The 18,093-nt window shown below is 64.8% G+C and carries 14 protein-coding genes; 9 read left to right on the top strand and 5 right to left on the bottom strand.

Translation table 11 applies throughout. From position 1 onward, the window contains the following. Position 1: 1 nt before the first annotated feature. From BMX92_RS07190 to BMX92_RS07165, 5 genes are all read right to left on the bottom strand, one after another. Complete coding sequence (locus BMX92_RS07190; protein WP_093014185.1) at positions 2-229, bottom strand: hypothetical protein; 228 nt, start codon at positions 227-229, stop codon at positions 2-4. Continuing rightward, entirely contained in the window at positions 230-2,401 is a 2,172-nt protein-coding gene (locus tag BMX92_RS07185; protein WP_093014181.1) for a DEAD/DEAH box helicase family protein, read from the bottom strand. Further along, the gene (locus BMX92_RS07180; RefSeq protein ID WP_093014178.1) at positions 2,398-3,237 is read right to left on the bottom strand and encodes a phosphoadenosine phosphosulfate reductase family protein; all 840 of its coding nucleotides are present in this window, start codon (positions 3,235-3,237) and stop codon (positions 2,398-2,400) included. The genes BMX92_RS07185 and BMX92_RS07180 overlap by 4 nt, the downstream gene beginning before the upstream one ends. Before the next feature lie 3,289 nt (positions 3,238-6,526). Next, positions 6,527-7,450, bottom strand: coding sequence for a DUF4007 family protein (locus BMX92_RS07170; RefSeq protein ID WP_093014172.1), 924 nt, complete (start codon positions 7,448-7,450; stop codon positions 6,527-6,529). A 40-nt stretch (positions 7,451-7,490) separates the two neighbouring features. Next, positions 7,491-8,675 carry a cysteine desulfurase family protein gene (locus BMX92_RS07165; protein ID WP_093014169.1) on the bottom strand — a complete coding sequence of 395 codons (1,185 nt, stop codon included), beginning with the start codon at positions 8,673-8,675 and terminating at the stop codon, positions 7,491-7,493. Between the two features lie 397 nt (positions 8,676-9,072). Between BMX92_RS07165 and BMX92_RS07160 the strand changes: the two genes are divergently transcribed. From BMX92_RS07160 to trbL, 9 genes are all read left to right on the top strand, one after another. Further along, positions 9,073-11,106 (top strand): conjugal transfer protein TraG, encoded by a 2,034-nt coding sequence (locus BMX92_RS07160; protein WP_093014166.1) that lies wholly within the window; start codon positions 9,073-9,075, stop codon positions 11,104-11,106. Beyond that, positions 11,103-11,522: a CopG family ribbon-helix-helix protein gene (locus BMX92_RS07155; RefSeq protein ID WP_093014163.1), complete on the top strand. Its 420-nt coding sequence runs from the start codon at positions 11,103-11,105 to the stop codon at positions 11,520-11,522. The genes BMX92_RS07160 and BMX92_RS07155 overlap by 4 nt, the downstream gene beginning before the upstream one ends. Positions 11,523-11,662: 140 nt before the next feature. After that, a complete protein-coding gene (trbB, locus tag BMX92_RS07150) occupies positions 11,663-12,649 on the top strand; it encodes a P-type conjugative transfer ATPase TrbB (RefSeq protein WP_093014158.1) in 987 nt (328 codons plus the stop codon). Then, complete coding sequence (locus BMX92_RS07145) at positions 12,646-12,978, top strand: TrbC/VirB2 family protein (RefSeq protein WP_093014154.1); 333 nt, start codon at positions 12,646-12,648, stop codon at positions 12,976-12,978. The genes trbB and BMX92_RS07145 overlap by 4 nt, the downstream gene beginning before the upstream one ends. Further along, on the top strand, positions 12,978-13,250 hold the full coding sequence (locus BMX92_RS07140) for a VirB3 family type IV secretion system protein (RefSeq protein ID WP_093014151.1): 273 nt from the start codon (positions 12,978-12,980) through the stop codon (positions 13,248-13,250). The genes BMX92_RS07145 and BMX92_RS07140 overlap by 1 nt, the downstream gene beginning before the upstream one ends. Continuing rightward, entirely contained in the window at positions 13,247-15,697 is a 2,451-nt protein-coding gene (trbE, locus tag BMX92_RS07135) for a conjugal transfer protein TrbE (protein WP_093014806.1), read from the top strand. Before BMX92_RS07140 ends, trbE begins: the two co-directional genes overlap by 4 nt. After that, positions 15,694-16,410, top strand: a complete 717-nt coding sequence (gene trbJ / locus BMX92_RS07130) for a P-type conjugative transfer protein TrbJ (protein ID WP_093014148.1) — start codon at positions 15,694-15,696, stop codon at positions 16,408-16,410. Before trbE ends, trbJ begins: the two co-directional genes overlap by 4 nt. A gap of 8 nt (positions 16,411-16,418) precedes the next feature. Further along, on the top strand, positions 16,419-16,712 hold the full coding sequence (trbK-alt, locus tag BMX92_RS07125) for a putative entry exclusion protein TrbK-alt (protein ID WP_093014145.1): 294 nt from the start codon (positions 16,419-16,421) through the stop codon (positions 16,710-16,712). Further along, positions 16,709-18,088 (top strand): P-type conjugative transfer protein TrbL, encoded by a 1,380-nt coding sequence (gene trbL, locus BMX92_RS07120; protein WP_093014141.1) that lies wholly within the window; start codon positions 16,709-16,711, stop codon positions 18,086-18,088. Before trbK-alt ends, trbL begins: the two co-directional genes overlap by 4 nt. Positions 18,089-18,093 lie beyond the last annotated feature (5 nt).

The following is an 18,093-nucleotide window of genomic DNA, read 5'->3' as shown; positions in this document are numbered from 1 at the left end:
TTCAACCCTTCCCACCGCTGGAATGGGTATAAAGGTAAGTCCCGACCCGGCTCACGATATCTGCCACGCGAACGGCAATATTTGTACGTGCGAACCTGTTCTGCCGCTCTTCCGTCATGATGTCCGCGACGGCTTCGGCTAGCTCCTCATGATAGCCATCGCAGCGCGCCTCCGCGACAGCTGCCTGCTCAAGCAGAATGCCGATGACCTTTTCATCCTTGTACGGCACTCAATCCCGCCCCTTCAGCATCGCCCGCAATTCCTCAACCTGTGCAAAAGGACCTCCGTTTTGCGCGGCGTTCCTGCTCAGGCGCGCAAACTCCCACACTCGGTCGAGTTCAGCACTCACTATCTTTTTCGCCTCCGAATCCAAAGCGCTTCCGTCATAGGCCTCGGGCGGCAGGGCGACTAGATCATGGATAATGGCATGCGTCTTACCAATTTCCTTGCAGATGCGAAGCAGTCGACCGCGACGTTGCACCCACTGCCGGCGGACAGTCGTGCTCGCGAGCAAATAGGCACGCTGAATTTCCGGCACATTCACGCCTTCGTCCAGCACGCGTTTGGCTGTGAGTATCTGAAGGTCGCCGGATTTGAATCGATCCAGAATGCGGCGCGACATCTCCGGATTGGATGATTCTTCCGATGTCAGCTGATGAAATAGAATGTGACGGGCATTCAACAAGCTATTGACCGCGTCCAACTGCACCGGATCCTTGTCAGTCGTGTAAACGAGCGTGTGACGAAGATCCCGGACGTCTTCCGTGTCGATGAGTTCACCAAGTCTGATGAGCTTCGACTGAGCCGTCTCTAACACGCGACGGCGCTTCAACAGGAGGTTGTTGAGATGATCGTCCTTGACGCCAGCATCGAACTTCCAGGCCAGTCGCGAAATCTGATCGCTCAGGTCGCGCCATTCGGCCATTTCGAGATCTGCCAGAGGTACAAAATGCACGAAATAGTCGTAGGGCGTCAAACATCGCCCGATGGCATCTTCAAGCCGGAAGCTGAAACAGACCGGCCCAAAAAAGCCGATAAGAGCCGCGCTTCCGTCGTCGTCATATTGCCGCATCGGGGTTGCAGACAGGCCAAGGCGATACTGAAAAGTCTCGGGGGGGTTCCGAATGAAGGCGGGCGCTCCCAGATTGTGACATTCATCGGCGATCAGGAGCTTCGTGCATTCGAACCGCTCAACCTGGACGATGAACTCGGGCGTGCAGAGCGTATCGTTTGACACCACGATCACTTCGGTCGGTGAGAGGCCCATGCGCAATCGTCGACGCGCGTTCGCCATCGCGCGCTCACGACCCGCGGCACCATTTTCATGGGAAAGATTGACGGGGTTGAGGCCGAACAGCGCGATCTCCCGGCACCATTGCTCGATCAGCACATTATAGGGTGCTGTGACGACGATCAGCTGCGGCCCCTCGGAGGCATAGAGACGCTGTGCTGCGACCATCGCGGTCAGCGTCTTCCCCGAGCCGGTGCACATTTCCAGAATGCCACGACGCTCGGCAGCTTCCCAGGCGTCGACGGCGTCCCCTTGATGTGCATAGTCGCCGGCGCGGTATTGCAACCAGTCGGGAATCGTGAACGCCGGCGTTTCAGTCTGCGGCCCAGGCACAGGTTCTCCCGGAAGTCCGTGCCCGCGTCGCCATAAACTCAGGAACTCGGCCTCGGATGGCATGCGATCCGTCTTATAATCCTGGAGCAGCTTCTCTTGGAACGCACGCGGGAGGTCGACCACAATACAATCGCTGTCGCCGCCGCCCCATAGCAGCGCGAACTCTTCCTTCAAACGGACGCAAGTTCGCGCCGCGTCGCTGCCCATCCAATTGCGCGCGAGGCTGAGCTGCTCACGATTTCGGCCAAGCCCCGCGCCGGTCATGTTCGCCGAACCATGGAGAACTGCTTCGTCCCGGCCATCGGTGAAGATCCATGCTTTCGGATGGAACAGCGCATTGCGCATCAGCGCGATCTTCATCTGCAGGCGTCCCGCCGATATGAGCCATGCCAAGCATTCGAGCGAGTGTCGCGCGAGCGCGTCGGCGTCCGGCAGGGCCGCCTCCAGCCGCAGCGCGGCGAGTTCCTCCGAACCAAGCGTCCCCAACCGCAATGCATCCTGATCCTGTGCAGTGAGAAACGGGCTCACGATCAGGCGAAGAGGCTGCGTCGAGCTTCGGAGGTACGCTGCCAGCCCCGGCGCAATTTCAGCGAGCGACTGGCTCGCGAAATAGCCGATCATGACGTCGGCACTCATGCACGCCTGCAACGCAGGGGAGATGACGAGTTCGGCAACGTCGTCCTTCGGAAGGATATAGAAGGGTTCGACCGGGGAAAGAATGTCGACGAGGCTTGCAGCCGGCATGCCGTGCGCGGCCGCTTGGTCGGTCGTACTCACTTGTGACAGACGACGCAGCCAGCATCCGACTCATCGACACCATAGATGTCGTCGATCGTCGCCACCGGTTTGCCAGAAAGAGGATTGACTGGGCGACGTTTGTGCAGCCGTTCACGCCGGCGCGCATAATCAGCCTTGATCTGTTCAACCCTGGCTGGCGCGATCAGGTCGGTCAGGCTCTCACCTTGGGACCATGTGAAGGGTGAGCCGTCCTTGAGGGCGGTCTTTTCATAGGCCACCGCCTCGTCGAAGCGATCACGGTGATTTTCCGCCAGACGAACCCACTCGATCTTCTGCTGAAAGAAGCAAAATGTGCAGCCCGAGCGAGAACGCCAGCTATAGTAATCCGGTTCGCCGACATCGGCCTGCCGCAGCATCTCGATGACGCCCGCCTTGTCGTAGCCTGCATCGCGGAGGGGCAAATAGACCTGCATATTGGGATGAGTGGCCTGATAGCCCTCCCGCGTCGGTTCATCCGCGCGGATCGCGACGTAGGAATGCACGATCACACCATCATCCAGATCGCGGCGCAGCCAATGCTCGAGCGGGCGAAGTTTCAGCTGGCGTGTGCACCAGCGGGTTCGGGGGCTCGGCAGAAAGTTGCCATATTCCGAAAGCCAGAAATCAAAGTCGCGATCAGGGTTCAGCCTTAGTATCGAACGGCCGAGAAAGCCTTCGAGTCGATCCAGAAAGGCGTAGACTTCGGGCAGTTCCTTGCCGGTATCGGTGAAGAAATATTCGAGGGGCAGCTCGGCATGGTGTTGGCGCATATAGACCGCGAGTGCCGCGCTATCCCGCCCTCCGGACACACCCAGAATATGGCGCTCGCGGGTCATGCGGCCTCCTGTTCCGCCGCTAGGCTCGCGACAGCGCGCGCAAGCGCTGCCAATCGCAAATGGCCGTTGCCGGCATCCAAGTTAAGTGTCGCGAGAACCTCGTCTGCGAGGCTCGTCGCCTGCTTCTTCTCATCGTCGGTCAGGATGAAACTGCGCAGCAATGGCGGGATGTTGGGATCGATGCCGACCACGAGGGCCAGTGCCTCGGTCGACGAACGGCGATCGCGAACGACGGCCAGTGCTTCGAGTTCTCTGAACCGGCGTCCATAGGCCGCCATTTCGACGAGCGCCTGGTCGCGATCGCGGTCGGACCAGCCATGCGCGGGCTTGTGGAGCAGCAGGCTGATCAACCCTTCAATGTCTCCCTTACCACTTTCGAACAGGGCAGCGCGGCGCGCGAAGGCCTCGAAATTATAGTCGTTGGTGAGATTGCTGATGACGTCGGTCCGCTCGGCGAGACCGGCGAAACTGGCGCGATCGACCCCAAGCGCTCGGGCCATCGCGTCGCGCATCTGTTCCAGGACCGCAGGATAGGCGCCGCGGCATTCCTCGAGCGCGGTCATGATAAGCTCCGGCGTCAGGCGCTCGCCAAAGGCCTCCGGCAGCGCCTCGAACAACAGGCTTTCGGGATCGCTTGCCTTGAGGACCGTCGCGCGCACGATATGCGCATCCTCGCTGATCGCCATGGTCCGCTGCGCATATTGCGGCAGCTCTTCAAAGGCTTGGAAGAGGGATCGCGCGACCGGAAGCGATTGCCCATCCTGATCGAGCCCGAACAATGTTGCCAACCGGCTCAGGAAGGCGGTTTCACGCACCGAGCGATCGATATGACGCATGCGGATCTCGGCGGGCTTCTGGAGCAGCTTGTCGACGACGACGTCATCGAGGCCGGTCTGGAACACACCATCGACATAGACCGCGACGCGCTCGCGATTGGCGAGCAGGTACGCGAGCGCCACGACCGGCATCACGCCCGCCTTCATGCCATAAGGCGGCTGCGCCCAGATGGCATAGATGTCGTCGAGCGAGGTGTCGGCCCGATCCTCCAGGACGGTCCAGACAGGCCGGAGCGCTACACCAGGCAGGGTGTGCGGTGGTGCATGGAAGTCGAAATTGCCCTCGGTATCGGCGCGATGAAGACCGACTTCCTTGAGCAGGGTCAGATAAAGGCCCATCTCGGCCGGGAAGCCTTCGATACCGAGATTCGGTTCGTCCGTGTTTGCGACCATGGCGTGGCAGAGTTCGCGCAGCGCCGCCATGGCGCTCGAGGAGGGGCGATCGCGTTGAAGCAACTCGCTCTTGAGGATCGGGGTCTCGGGAAAGCCGGCATCGGCGAGCATCGTGGCGATGCTCGTGAGGGGTGCTCGGTGCGCCTTGCCCGGCTGGGGCGCGAACCACCAGCGCGCATTGGCAAGCGCCGTCTCGAGCGTGCGGTGTAGACTGTCGATGCAGCCCGATTGGCGCGCCGCGATCTCGCGGCGCGCAATGCGGTCCCCTTCGAGCTGGGGATGATCGCGCAATACGCGTTCGACGGCGAACAACTCGGTGGCGCTATCGCGCAATGCGTAGCTGTCGGTCAGGCTTCCGATCGCCATTACGGCACCGGACGCTTTCAGCTTCTTGGCGCTTGCCTTGGCGAGGGCTTCCACTTCGCCGCCATCGATCGAGCCGTCGCCCATCAACATGACCAACGCGCCGCTGCCGCGGGATTTGCTCGTCGCCAAGGTGACTGCAAGATCTGCGGCAGTATCTTCCGAGCCGACCATGCGGATGAGAATCTCGAAGGTTCTGAGTGCACCGGTCTTGAAATAATGGCGCTTCGCAGCCGCGAACCCGAAGCCCGCACGCTGGGGAAGTACGACCAGCTGCTCGGCCTCGATCGGCCCAATCGAGCGCGCGATGGCGTCTTCGAGGTCAAAGTCGCTGCCAGCGAACAGCGCATAGCCGCCGAGGCGCGGCTGCCGGATCAGGACTGCCCAGTCGAGCAGATCGGCCAGCACGTTCGCGAGACCGGCGGTGTCCAGTTCGGGTACGGCAAGGCCGAGGAAATCGTCGGCGAGGACGACGCCCGACCCGTTGCGGAAGAACTCAATGACCGCTGCCGCCTTGGTGACCGCGACATGCGCCGCCCCGCCCTTGGCGCCGGCACGCTCGATCGCCTCGAAGGCGAGGCTGAAGCGGGCGCCATCATTGCCGCCTGCGAGCGCCATGCCAACATTGCCGACGAGATAATCCCACAGCTGTGCCGGGCCATAGGTTGTGCCGTCGTTCGGCGTGGATGCCAGAAAGTCCTGAAATCCATCAGGCTCGGCCGAACTCAGAAAGCCGAACAGGCTGCGTTCGTTCTGGGAGAAACGCTGGCGGGATACCGGTCCCATGAGCAAGGCCGTAACGGGATTGAGCGGCCAAGTCTGGGCAAGCGCGTCCGCGAGCAAGGCAGCATCCGCGGGGCGCCGCTGTGCGACCGCAGTGGCCGCGAGCTCGGCTTGCTCTGCCGCGCCTGCAGGCCGGGTGTCGCAGGCGATCGCCTGCCCGAGCAAGGCCACTGTTTCATCCGCCCCGCTCAGGAATGCGATATCCTGATAGCGGCCCTGAACCTTGGCCCATTCCTGCCGGGCATCGCGCGCAGCTCGCGCGGCATATTGGTCGAACGACTGGTGTAGGATTCCGATGACGATCAGCCGGCCGGCACTACGCGAGGCGCGCTCGGCGAGATCTTGCAGCAGGTGAACGTCACCCCCGGACGCAGCCTCATGCTCGAGCATCTTGCCGAGTTCGTCGAGAATCACGAGAACTCCACCACCCTGCGCCGCTGCCGCCGACAGCCTGTCGATCAGCGCGCCATCACTGGCCATGGCGGAGGACCGTTCATCGGAACCCCATCGAAACGTCGCCGAAGCGGCCTCGGCCACCGCGTCGCGCAAGCTCATGCGGCCGCCGGTCACGGCGACGACATGCCACGGACCGTTTTGTTCGGGGAAAGCCTTGGCATAATGCTGCTGGAACGGCTTCCCCACGATCTTGCGCGCGATCTTGCGATTGTCCGGCGCGCCGGCGACGAGGTTGGCCAGCAGCAGCGCCGCACTGGACTTTCCGCCACCATAAGGACCCGTCCAGGTGAAAGCCCCTTGCTGACTCTCGATTTGACTGTCCGCCAAGGTCGAGAGCGCTTTCGCGACGCTCGCCTGCAGCACATAGCCTACAAGCGGCGGCGTGCCGTTCAGATCAGTATCGACGCGCGCGGAACGGGCAAACCGGCGATTGATCGCGACGATGTCGGCGAGCGGCGTCATGCGGCGTCCGCGAGCGAAGATGCATGCCCATAAGCGGCGGGGATCAGCATTTCGACAGCGATATCCCGTATCCGCTGAATCTGGCGCAGTCCCGCCGTATCGGTCCACCGCCAAGCGTTGTCGGTGGTATCGGCGATCCGCATCAGGCGGGTGATGACGCTGTCTTCGTCGAGCTTGAACACGCGTCCCGGCGACCCCGGGGCAAAGCATAGCTGCTCGGCTGTGAGTACGCTCGAACTGCCCTGCGCGGCCCAATAGCGCCCGATCGCATAGGCGAACACCGCGTCGGGCAGAGAAGGCTTTGGCCCCCTCACAAATTCATACCATCCGCCAAGCCGGGCTTCGCGAATCAATCCGAGTTCTGCGAGCAATGGCTCGGCCGCATCCTCGGAAGCGGCGTCGTCGCGGCGAACGTAACTGCGAAGGAACACCTCGACATCGCGTTTGAGAGTGCCGCGCGTCGCACGCCATCCCCGGCTGCTGACCAGAGCCATCAGCTCATCGACCAGGGTCGCCGGATCGAACTCGATCGCGGCCAAGCCATTGAAGGCATAATATGCGGTGGTCGTCATCTCGGGCGAGCCCGCGATATGCCAGTGGGCAAGCCAGACCGTAGCCGCCGCTTCGACATAGGGATCGAAGCCGTCGTCTTTGAGGATCATCTTGCCGAGCGTCGTCGGCAAGATCGTCCGCTCGCGCTCCGTAAAAAATCCCGATGCGGTCGCCCAGAATCGCATCGACACGGCCATGTTGCGACCGACTCCGAAACGTGCGATAGCATCTTGTTCTTGGAATGTTCCAGAAGGAGCCCCGTCGCCGACAGCGTCAAAGGCCTTTTTCAGCCACAAGAGCCGCAAAGGGAAGGTTTCGTGACCGGCAAATTGACCGCGAATATCGGAACTGACGACGGCGTGCTTCATGCACAGCATAATAGGCCGGACTGGCGAAGCCGTCCAGTAGCTATCGCTGCCTGCGCGCCGCCTCGGTGATCGCATCTGCCGCTTCTGCGATGTCCGCTTCCGTTAGATATCGGTGGCAAAACACGCGGACAACACAGGCGGCATCCTGACCAGATAAACCCATTGATTCAAGAACATGGGAGGTTCTAAGTTGCCCTGCTGTGCAGGCGGAGCCGGTCGATATCGAAACCCGATGGCTTGCTGAGGCGCAGAGATCCTCAGCATTCACGCCAACGAACTGGAGCGCGAGGCTGCCGGGAACCGTCACATGATCGCCAGTGATCGGACGATACCCAATCTGCCGATCAGACAGAGCACGCAATAGTTGTAACGACAATGAGCGGGTGTGCGCGCCGCTCGCATCGAGGTCTCGGGCCGCGATGCGTGCAGCCTCGCCGAAACCGACAATGAGCGGTACGGGCTCCGTACCCGCGCGCAGACCGCCCTGCTGCCCTCCACCAAAGCTCTGCGCCACCGGGCGCGGCGCATTGCTCGACACGTACAGCGCGCCGATGCCCATCGGTCCATACATCTTGTGAGAGGAGAAGCTCAGATAGTCGACATCAAGGTCGAACACGTCGATCGCAATCTTGCCGACTGCCTGAGCCCCGTCGCAGTGGACGAGCGCGCCGCGAGCGTGCGCGAGAGCAACCACCTCCGCGACGGGCTGCAAAACACCGGTTTCGTTGTTCGCGGCCATCAGCGAGACGAGCAGGGTATGCTCGTCGAGAAGGGCCTCCAGCTTTACAAGATCGAGCCGGCCATGATGATCAACGGGTGCCAAAACGATCTCGAAGTTCAGCTTCGCGAGATGGGCGGCTACTTCGAGTACCGATTTGTGCTCGATGGCCGACACGATGATCTTGCGCTTCAAGGCGGTTGGCACGGCTGTCCCGAGCAAAGCGAGATTATTGGCCTCGGTGGCGCCAGACGTGAAGATCACTTCAGCGCTCATGGCACCAATCAAAGCTGCAACGGACGCGCGCGCATCAGCAACGAGCCGCGCTGCTTGCTCGCCAGCGATGTGAGGCGAACTTGCATTGCCTGGCCTGCTCCAGGCTTCGATCATTGATGCTCCCGCTTCCGGGGCAAGCGGGAGGGTTGCGAAACCGTCAAGATAGATGGGAACGGCGCGCGCACGCGCATTGTGGGCCAGCGAAGCATCAAGATGGGCCGGGACGTTCAACGAATCTCACTCGAAGCGATTGCGAGCTTTGAGCTTCGCTTATCATCTGTGCGCGCGCGCATATACATGGCGGGAATGCTAGCAGAGATAGCCGCGCCGAGAAACTGGTTCGTACATCCATCCGCTGTAGATAACGCAGCTATGCCTGGTCCGGTACAAAGGGCCACTTAAACGAATGACCCTTTATGAGCGCCGCCGATCACGGCAAACAGCGCGACGGGCAATTGATGGTAATGGTCTGCGCCCATCCGAGCGGCAGTTATTCCTCTATGACATATCAGAAGTTGCCCGCTAGGATTGATTTGTAATTACGCCATTCCCGGTATTTCTGCGCTAGGCTTTCCACTCCGAGCCTCACGGCTTGATTCTTTAGCCAGCATCCACTGATCTTAGCGCTATGTCCGCGACTAAAATCCTGTGGGGCCAGATCATCGTCGTCTTCCTGATCGTCCTCATGACGGTCTGGGCCGCGACGCAATGGACGGCCGCCGCGCTCGCCTATCAGCCCGAACTGGGGCCGCCCTGGTTCGAGGCGTTCGGCTGGCCCGTCTATCCGCCGCCCGCCTTTTTCTGGTGGTGGTTCTCGTTCGACGCCTATGCGCCCGAGATATTCCAGACCGGGGCCTTCATCGCGGTGTCGGGCGGGTTCGCGGCGATCGTCTTCGCGATCGGTATGTCGGTGTGGCGCGCGCGCGAATTGAAGAATGCGCAGACCTATGGCTCGGCGCGCTGGGCCGGACGGCCGGAAGTCGGCGCGGCCGGGTTGCTCGGCGACAATGGTGTCATGCTCGGCCGGCTCGGGCGCGACTATCTGCGCCATGACGGTCCCGAGCATGTGCTGTGCTTCGCGCCGACCCGAAGTGGCAAGGGCGTGGGCCTGGTGGTGCCGACGCTGCTCACCTGGCCGGGCTCGGCGATTGTCCATGACATCAAGGGCGAGAACTGGACGCTCACCGCCGGCTTCCGCGCCACGCAGACCCGCGTGCTGCTGTTCGATCCGACCAACGCCGCGTCGGCCGCCTACAACCCACTGCTCGAAATCCGCAAGGGAGCCTGGGAAGTGCGCGACGTGCAGAACGTCGCCGACGTTTTGGTCGACCCGGAAGGCTCATTGGAGAAACGCAATCACTGGGAGAAGACCTCCCATGCCCTGCTGGTCGGCACGATCCTTCATGTCCTTTACGCCGAGGCCGATAAGACGTTGGCGGGAGTCGCCGCCTTCCTGTCCGACCCCCGCCGCCCGATAGAAAGTACCCTATGGGCCATGATGACGACGCCGCATCTCGGCGAGGCGGGCGTGCATCCCGTCGTCGCCTCGGCCGCGCGCGAGCTGCTCAACAAATCGGCCAACGAGCGATCGGGCGTGCTCTCGACCGCGATGTCGTTCCTCGGCCTCTATCGCGATCCCGTCGTCGCGCAGGTCACGCGCACATGCCAGTGGCGCATAAAGGATCTGGTCGAAGGCGAGCGGCCGGTGACGCTCTATCTCGTCGTGCCGCCGTCCGACATCTCGCGCACCAAGCCGCTCATCCGCCTCATCCTCAACCAGATCGGCCGCCGGCTCACCGAAGACCTGAAGGCGCGGCAGTCGCGCCACCGGCTGCTCCTGATGCTCGACGAGTTTCCCGCGCTCGGCCGGCTCGATTTCTTCGAGAGCGCGCTGGCCTTCATGGCCGGCTATGGCATCCAGAGCTTCCTGATCGCGCAGTCGCTGAATCAGATCGAGAAGGCGTATGGGCCGAACAACGCGATCCTCGACAATTGCCATGTGCGCGTCTCGTTCGCCACCAACGACGAGCGCACCGCCAAGCGCATCTCGGACGCGCTCGGCACGGCGACCGAGATGCGGGCGATGAAGAATTATGCCGGGCACCGGCTGTCGCCCTGGCTCGGGCATCTGATGGTCTCGCGCTCGGAGACCGCGCGCCAGCTCCTCACCCCCGGCGAGGTGATGCAGCTCCCGCCCGACGACGAGATCGTCATGGTCGCCGGCATCCCGCCGATCCGGGCGAAGAAGGTCCGCTACTACAAGGATCGCCGGTTCACCGAGCGGGTGCTGGCACCGCCCGACGCCAAGGCCAGCCTCGGGACTCCGCGTCCCGATGACTGGAGCGGGCTGCCGCCGGTCGCGGCCCCACCGATGCCCGAGCCGGTGGAGGATGCAAAACCGAAGAGGCCGAAAAAGAAAAAGGCCGACAAGGCGCGGGCAGAAACGGATGACGACGCCGCAAACGCCGACCTGCGCCGCGAGCCGCAGATGGAAACGCATATCGACATCGCGCCTGCGCCGAAGCCGGCGCCGGCCAATGAGTTCGAAATGGACGAGCCCGATCCCGACACCGACGCGGCGCGGCAGGCCGCAGTGCGCCGCCAGATGCAGGGTATGGCGCGACAGGCGTCGCTCGATCCCGACGACGGTATCGAGCTATGACTACCAAGACGCCGTTCTCGGTCTATCTCGACCCGGAGCTGATGCACGCGCTGGCGGCCTATGCCGACCGGCGCGGCAAGTCTCGCTCGCTGGTGGCCGAAGCCGCCATCGCCTCGTTCCTCTCGCCCGACGCCGACGAGCAGCGCGAGGCCGCCATCGCCAAGCGGCTCGACAAGTTGGACCGCCGCACCACCCGGCTGGAGCGCGATGTCGGCATCGGCGTCGAGATGATCGCGATGTTCGTGCGCTTCTGGCTGTCGAACACGCCGCCACCGCCCGAAGCGGAACGACCCGTCCTGCGCCGCCAGGGCGGTGATCGCTACGACGCTTTCATGGAGGCGCTGGGCCGCCGACTCGCGAAAGGCCCGAAGGTCCGGCAGGAGATCGGCGAGGACTTACCGCCTCAAGAAGAATGAGCGCCCTACGCCAGACTTGGTTTGTCGTCGCCAGCCCGCGATGATCGCATTTACTTGTTGAATCCCTATCTTTGCTGTCTCTCTTGATGTGTCCCTGACGCCGGGCGGCGGTTCGCCCGGCCCAATTCAGGGGCCAGTCGTTGACCGTCCAGCCGATCCGATCCGAGGCGAACTCACGCGGCGCGCGAATGCTGCGCACGGCGCTAGGATCGTCGATCGCGGCCTGGCTCGACGACCCCGCCGTCATCGAAGTGATGCTGAACCCGGACGGCCGGCTGTGGCTGGATCGGCTGGGCGAAGGGATCAGCGACACCGGCGAGGTGCTGAGCGCCGCCGATGGCGAACGCATCGTCCGCCTGGTCGCTCACCATGTCGGCGTCGAGGTTCATGCCCGCTCCCCGCGTGTCTCGGCTGAGCTGCCCGAAGGCGGCGAGCGGTTCGAGGGGCTGCTGCCGCCCGTCGTCGCCGCGCCCGCCTTCGCCATCCGCAAGCCCGCGGTCGCGGTGTTCACGCTGGGCGACTATGCGGCCGCCGGCATCATGTCGCCGGCCGAGGCCGAGGCGCTACGGCACGGCGTCGAGACTCGGGCCAACATCCTCGTCGCGGGCGGCACCGGCAGCGGCAAGACCACGCTGGTCAACGCGCTGCTCGCCGAAGTCGCCAAGACCACCGATCGCATCGTCCTCATTGAAGACACGCGCGAGCTGCAATGCGCCGCGCCCAACCTCGTCGCCATGCGGACGAAGGATGGCGTCGTCTCGCTGTCCGATCTTGTCCGCTCCTCGCTGCGCTTGCGGCCCGACCGCATCCCGATCGGCGAGGTGCGCGGCGCCGAGGCGCTCGACCTCCTCAAAGCCTGGGGCACCGGCCATCCCGGCGGCATCGGCACGATCCACGCCGGGACCGCGCTCGGCGCGCTGCGCCGCATGGAGCAGCTCATTCAGGAGGCCGTCGTCACGGTCCCGCGCGCGCTGCTGGCCGAGACCATCGACCTGATCGCCGTGCTGGTGCGCGACGGACACGGCCGCCGCCTCGCCGAGCTGGCCCGCGTCGAAGGGCTCGACGCCGCGACCGGCGACTACCGCCTCACGCCGCTTTCCCAACCCCAGCCAGGAGACCTCAAATGATCCATGCCCTTCGGCATGGCGCACGCCGCGCCATGCTTGCCGCCACCGCCAGCGTCGTCGCGCTGACCTTCGCCGTCCCGGCCCATGCGTCCGGCTCGTCGATGCCATGGGAAGGGCCGCTCCAGTCGGTCCTGGAAAGCATCGAGGGGCCGGTCGCCAAGATCATTGCCGTGCTGATTATCATCATGACCGGCCTGACGCTGGCGTTCGGCGATACGTCGGGCGGTGCGCGCAAGCTCATCCAGATCGTGTTCGGTCTGTCGATCGCCTTCGCGGCCAGTTCCTTCTTCCTGAGCTTTTTCAGCTTCGGCGGCGGGGCGCTGGTCTGATGTCGGACGGAGCCGAACCGATCGGAGGCTTCTACGCGCCGGTCCACCGGGCGCTGACCGAGCCGATCCTGCTCGGCGGCGCTCCCCGGTCGCTCGCCATCGTCAACGGCACGCTGGCGGGCGCGATCGGCCTGGGCCTCCGCCTCTGGATCGCCGGCCTGGTCATCTGGGTCATCGGCCACGCGCTGTCGGTCTGGGCGGCGCGGCGTGATCCGCAGTTCGTGGACGTGACCCGCCGCCACCTCCGCTACCCAACGTGGATGCGGCCATGATGAGCCTCAGCGAATATCGCGGCAAGGCGGCGCATCTGGCCGACTTCCTGCCCTGGGCCGCCCTGGTCGGCGAAGGCCTCGTGCTCAACAAGGATGGCAGCTTCCAGCGCACCGCCAGGTTCCGCGGTCCCGATCTCGACAGCGCCACGCCGGCCGAGCTGGTGGCGACGACATCGCGGTTGAACAGCGCGCTGCGCCGGCTCGGCTCGGGCTGGGCCATCTTCGTCGAGGCGCAGCGCACCCCGGCGCTCGACTATCCGGAATCCGAGTTTCCCGATCCCGTGTCGGCGCTGGTCGATATGGAGCGCCGCGAACAGTTCCGCGAGGAAGGCGCGCATTTCGAGAGCGCCTATTATCTGACGCTGCTGTGGATGCCGCCGGCCGAGGACGCCGCGCGCGCCGAAGGCTGGCTCTACGAGGGCCGCTCGACCACCGGCGTCGATCCGTGGGAGCTGCTGGCGGGCTTTCGCGACCGCAGCGACCGGGTGCTGGGTCTGGTCGAAGGTTTCGTACCCGAGGTCCGCTGGCTCGATGACGCCGAGACGCTGACCTATCTGCACAGCACCATCTCGACCCGCCGCCAGCGCGTGCGCGTGCCCGAGACACCCATGCACCTCGACGCGCTGCTCGCCGACGAGCCGCTGACCGGCGGGCTGGAGCCGAAGCTGGGCGACCATCATCTCCGCACGCTGACCATCACCGGATTCCCCAGCGTCACCTTTCCCGGCCTGCTCGACGAGCTGAACCGTCTCGCCTTCGAGTATCGCTGGTCCACGCGCGGGATCATGCTCGACAAGACCGATGCCACGAAACTGCTGACCAGGATCAGGCGGCAATGGTTCGCCAAGCGCAAGTCGGTCGCGGCCATCCTGAAAGAGGTGATGACCAACGAGGCGAGCACGCTGCTCGACAGCGACGCCTCGAACAAGGCGGCGGACGCAGACACCGCCCTGCAGGAGCTGGGCGCCGACTATGCCGGCATGGCCTATGTCACCGCGACGGTGACGGTGTGGGACCGCGATCCCGCCATCGCCGCCGAGAAACTCCGGCTGGTCGAGAAGGTCATCCAGGGCCGCGATTTCACCGTGATCCCGGAAGGGATGAACGCCATTGAAGCGTGGCTCGGCTCACTTCCCGGCCACACCTATGCCAACGTCCGGCAACCGCCGATCTCCACGATCAATCTCGCCCACCTGATCCCCCTGTCAGCAGTATGGGCGGGGCCGGAACGGGACGAGCATTTCGGTGCAGCCCCCTTGCTCTACGCAAGAACCGAAGGCTCGACCCCGTTCCGGTTTTCCCTTCACGTCGGCGATGTCGGCCACACCGCTATCGTCGGGCCGACCGGCTCCGGCAAATCGGTGCTGCTGGCGCTGATGGCGATGCAGTTTCGCCGCTACGAGAATGCGCACGTCTTCGCCTTCGACTTCGGCGGCAGCATCCGCGCCGCGGCGATCGGCATGAGCGGCGACTGGCAGGATCTCGGCGGGATGCTCGCCGACGAGGCGGAAACCGGCGTCCAGCTTCAGCCGCTCGCCCATATCGACGATCCCGCCGAACGGTCCTGGGCCGCCGAATGGCTGGCCGCGATCCTCGCATCCGAGAACGTCACCGTCGATCCGCAGGCCAAGGATCATATCTGGTCGGCGCTGACCTCGCTCGCCACTGCGCCGGTCGCGGAACGGACCCTGACCGGGCTCGCCGTTCTCCTCCAGAGCCAGCAACTCAAGCAGGCATTGGCGCCGTGGTGCGTCGGCGGTGCCTGGGGCCGGCTGCTCGATGCCGAGAGCGAGCGGCTCGGTGACGCCGCGATCCAGGTGTTCGAGACCGAAGGCTTGATGGAGAGCGGCGCCGCGCCGGCGGTCCTGTCCTATCTGTTCCATCGCATCGCGGGGCGACTGGACGGACGCCCCACGCTCATCATCATCGACGAAGGCTGGCTCGCGCTCGAATCCCCCGCATTCGCCAGCCAGCTTTCGAAATGGCTGGTCACGCTGCGCAAGAAGAACGCGAGCGTGATCTTCGCCACCCAATCGCTCGCGCAGATCGAGGGCAGCACGATCGCGCCCGCCATCGTCGAGAGCTGCCCGACGCGCATCTTCCTGCCCAACGAGCGTGCGGCCGAGCCGCAGATCGCGGTGATCTACGAGCGGTTCGGGCTCAACGCCCGCCAGATCGAAATCCTCAGCCGGGCGACGCCCAAGCGCGACTATTACTGCCAGTCGCGGCGCGGCAACCGCCTGTTCGAGCTGGGGCTGGGCGAGGTCGCGCTGGCCTTCGCCGCCGCCTCTTCCAAAACCGATCAGCTCGCCATCGCCGACATCATGGAAACGCACGGCCAGGCCGCTTTCGCGGCCGAATGGCTGCGCCATCGCGGCTGCGCCTGGGCCGTCGAGCTTCTTCCCGCCGATCCCCAACCCCAACCCCAGCAGGAGTTACTTCTATGAAGACCCCCATTCTGCGCCGTGCCATCCTGGCCGGCGTCCTCGCCACGACGGCTATCGCCCCAGTCATCGCGCCCATGCCGGCCTACGCGCAGTTCGGCGGGATCGTCTATGATCCCACCAACTATGCGCAGAACGTCCTGACGGCCGCCCGGTCGCTCCAGCAGATCAACAATCAGATCCAGCAAATCCAGCACCAGGCGACCAGCCTCATCAACGAGGCGCGCAACCTGACGTCGCTGCCGTTCAGTTCGCTTCAGCAATTGCAGCAGCAGGTCCGCCAGACCCAGCAGTTGCTGAGCGAAGCCCAACGCATCGCCTACGACGTGCAGGACATCCAGCAGGTGTTCAACGGGCGCTACAAGGGATCAGCGCTGACCGGCGATCACGCGCAGATGGTCGCCAATGCCAACGCCCGCTGGGAGGATAGCGTGGGCGCCTTCCAGGACGCCTTGCAGGTGCAGGCCGGCGTCGTCGGCAACATCGAAGGCGCGCGCACGACGATGGACAGCCTGGTCTCGGCCAGCCAGTCCGCGACCGGTGCGCTTCAGGCGACCCAGGCGGGCAATCAGCTTCTCGCGCTTCAATCGCAGCAGCTTGCGGACCTTACCGCCGCCGTCGCCGCGCAAGGCCGCGCGCAGGCGCTGCAATCCGCCCGGCAAGCGGCCGAGGAAGCCGAAGGCCGCGAGCGGTTCCGCCGCTTCATGGGCAACTGAGCCAAACCATGTCGCGCACAGCGAAGATCGCGGGGGTGGCGGCGCTGGCCGGGCTGATGATGACGGTGGCGATCGTCGCCGTCGTAAAGCCCGATGAGCCTGCGCCGCCACCGCGCGCGCTGCCCGCGGCCGAAGGCCACGCCCGGCTCGCCCGCGAACTCGACCGCTGCGCCACGCTCACCATGCCCGATGCCGGCTGCGAGGCCGCCTGGGCCGCGAACCGTCGCCGCTTCTTCCGCCAGGACGAGCCTGCGTCCCAGACGGAGAGCGAGACCCCGGATGCCGAAGGCGCCGAACCATGAACGACACGGGCGTCATCGACACCTTCCTCAATGTCTTCACCAGCTACATCGACAGCGGGTTCGGACTGCTCGGCGGCGAAGTCGCCTTTCTCTCGACCACGCTGATCGCCATCGACCTGACGATCGCGGGTCTGTTCTGGGCCTGGGGCGCCGACGAGGACGTGCTTCAGCGCCTCGTCAAGAAGACGCTCTATATCGGCACCTTCGCCTTCATCATCGGCAATTTTTCGACGCTCGCCACCATCGTCTTCGAGAGCTTCGCCGGGCTCGGCCTTCAGGCCAGCGGCGGCGGAATGTCGATCGCCGATTTCATGAAGCCCGGCACGATCGCCGCGAAGGGGCTCGAAGCCGGCAAGCCGCTGCTCGACGCGGCGGGCCAGTTCTCGAACCTCTGGGCGGTGTTCTCGAACCTCGCGCTCATCCTCATATTGCTGCTTGCCTGGGTGATCGTCGTGCTCGCCTTCTTCATCATCGCGGTGCAGGTCTTCATCACCCTCATCGAGTTCAAGCTGGTGACGCTGGCGGGGTTCGTCCTTCTGCCGTTCGCCTTCTTCAACAAGACCGCCTTCATGGCCGAGCGCGTACTGGGCCATGTCGTCTCGACCGGTATCAAGGTGCTGGTCCTCGCCGTCATCACCGGCATCGGCACGACGCTGTTCAGCCAGTTCACCAATGCCAGCCTCGGCGTTGCGCCCGACATCAATCAGGTCATGGCGATCGCGCTCGCGGCGCTGTCGCTGCTCGGCCTCGCCATCTTCGGCCCCGGCATCGCCAACGGCATCGTCTCGGGCGGACCACAGCTCGGCGCGGGCGCGGCGGCGGGAACCGCGCTCGCGGCCGGTGGCGCGCTGGTCGGCGGCGCAGCGGCCGCGAAACTGGGCGTGGGGGCGGCAGGCTCGGCCATCGGCGCGGCCGGCCGGATGACCGGCACCGCCGCGCGTGGCGGCGCACAGGCCGCGGGCGGAGCCGCCAGCGCCTACAGCCTCGGCTCGCTCGGCAAGAGCGGCGCCGGTGCGGTCGCGGGCGGCATGGCGGCGGTCGGCCAGGCAGCGGCTGGCAGCGCCGCGAGCGCCGTCCTCTCGCCGCTGCGCAAGGCGGCCGCCAAGGGCGGCGAGGCGATGAAGGCCAGTTTCCGCTCGGGCGCCCGCGCCGGGTTCACCGCCACCGGCGGCACCATCACCGGCGGCCCCGCGCCCGCCGCCGCCAGCGCCACAGCGGCCTCTTCAACCGCCGCCGCCTCCGGCCCACCCGCGTGGGCGGCCGCGATGAAGCGCCGCCAATCCGTGTCGCACGGCGCCACCGTCCTCGCCCACACCATGAAGGCCGGCGACAGCCACGGCGGCGGCGGCGGTCCCGACATCAAGGAAAAGGACTGAGCCCC

Origin of the sequence: Sphingobium sp. YR768 (assembly GCF_900111125.1) — a bacterium.
GTDB lineage: Bacteria > Pseudomonadota > Alphaproteobacteria > Sphingomonadales > Sphingomonadaceae > Sphingobium.
The sequence above is the reverse complement of the archived record's forward strand: the minus strand, read 5'-3'. Positions and strand labels throughout refer to the sequence as shown.

Bases quoted from the DNA above. Each gene is read 5' to 3' on its own strand.
- BMX92_RS07180 (WP_093014178.1), bottom strand. From the start codon at position 3,237: ATGACCCGCGAGCGCCATATTCTGGGTGTGTCCGGAGGGCGGGATAGC.
- BMX92_RS07170 (WP_093014172.1), bottom strand. From the start codon at position 7,450: ATGAAGCACGCCGTCGTCAGTTCCGATATTCGCGGTCAATTTGCCGGT.
- BMX92_RS07160 (WP_093014166.1), top strand. From the start codon at position 9,073: ATGTCCGCGACTAAAATCCTGTGGGGCCAGATCATCGTCGTCTTCCTG.
- BMX92_RS07155 (WP_093014163.1), top strand. From the start codon at position 11,103: ATGACTACCAAGACGCCGTTCTCGGTCTATCTCGACCCGGAGCTGATG.
- BMX92_RS07145 (WP_093014154.1), top strand. From the start codon at position 12,646: ATGATCCATGCCCTTCGGCATGGCGCACGCCGCGCCATGCTTGCCGCC.
- BMX92_RS07140 (WP_093014151.1), top strand. From the start codon at position 12,978: ATGTCGGACGGAGCCGAACCGATCGGAGGCTTCTACGCGCCGGTCCAC.
- trbE (WP_093014806.1), top strand. From the start codon at position 13,247: ATGATGAGCCTCAGCGAATATCGCGGCAAGGCGGCGCATCTGGCCGAC.
- trbJ (WP_093014148.1), top strand. From the start codon at position 15,694: ATGAAGACCCCCATTCTGCGCCGTGCCATCCTGGCCGGCGTCCTCGCC.
- trbK-alt (WP_093014145.1), top strand. From the start codon at position 16,419: ATGTCGCGCACAGCGAAGATCGCGGGGGTGGCGGCGCTGGCCGGGCTG.
- trbL (WP_093014141.1), top strand. From the start codon at position 16,709: ATGAACGACACGGGCGTCATCGACACCTTCCTCAATGTCTTCACCAGC.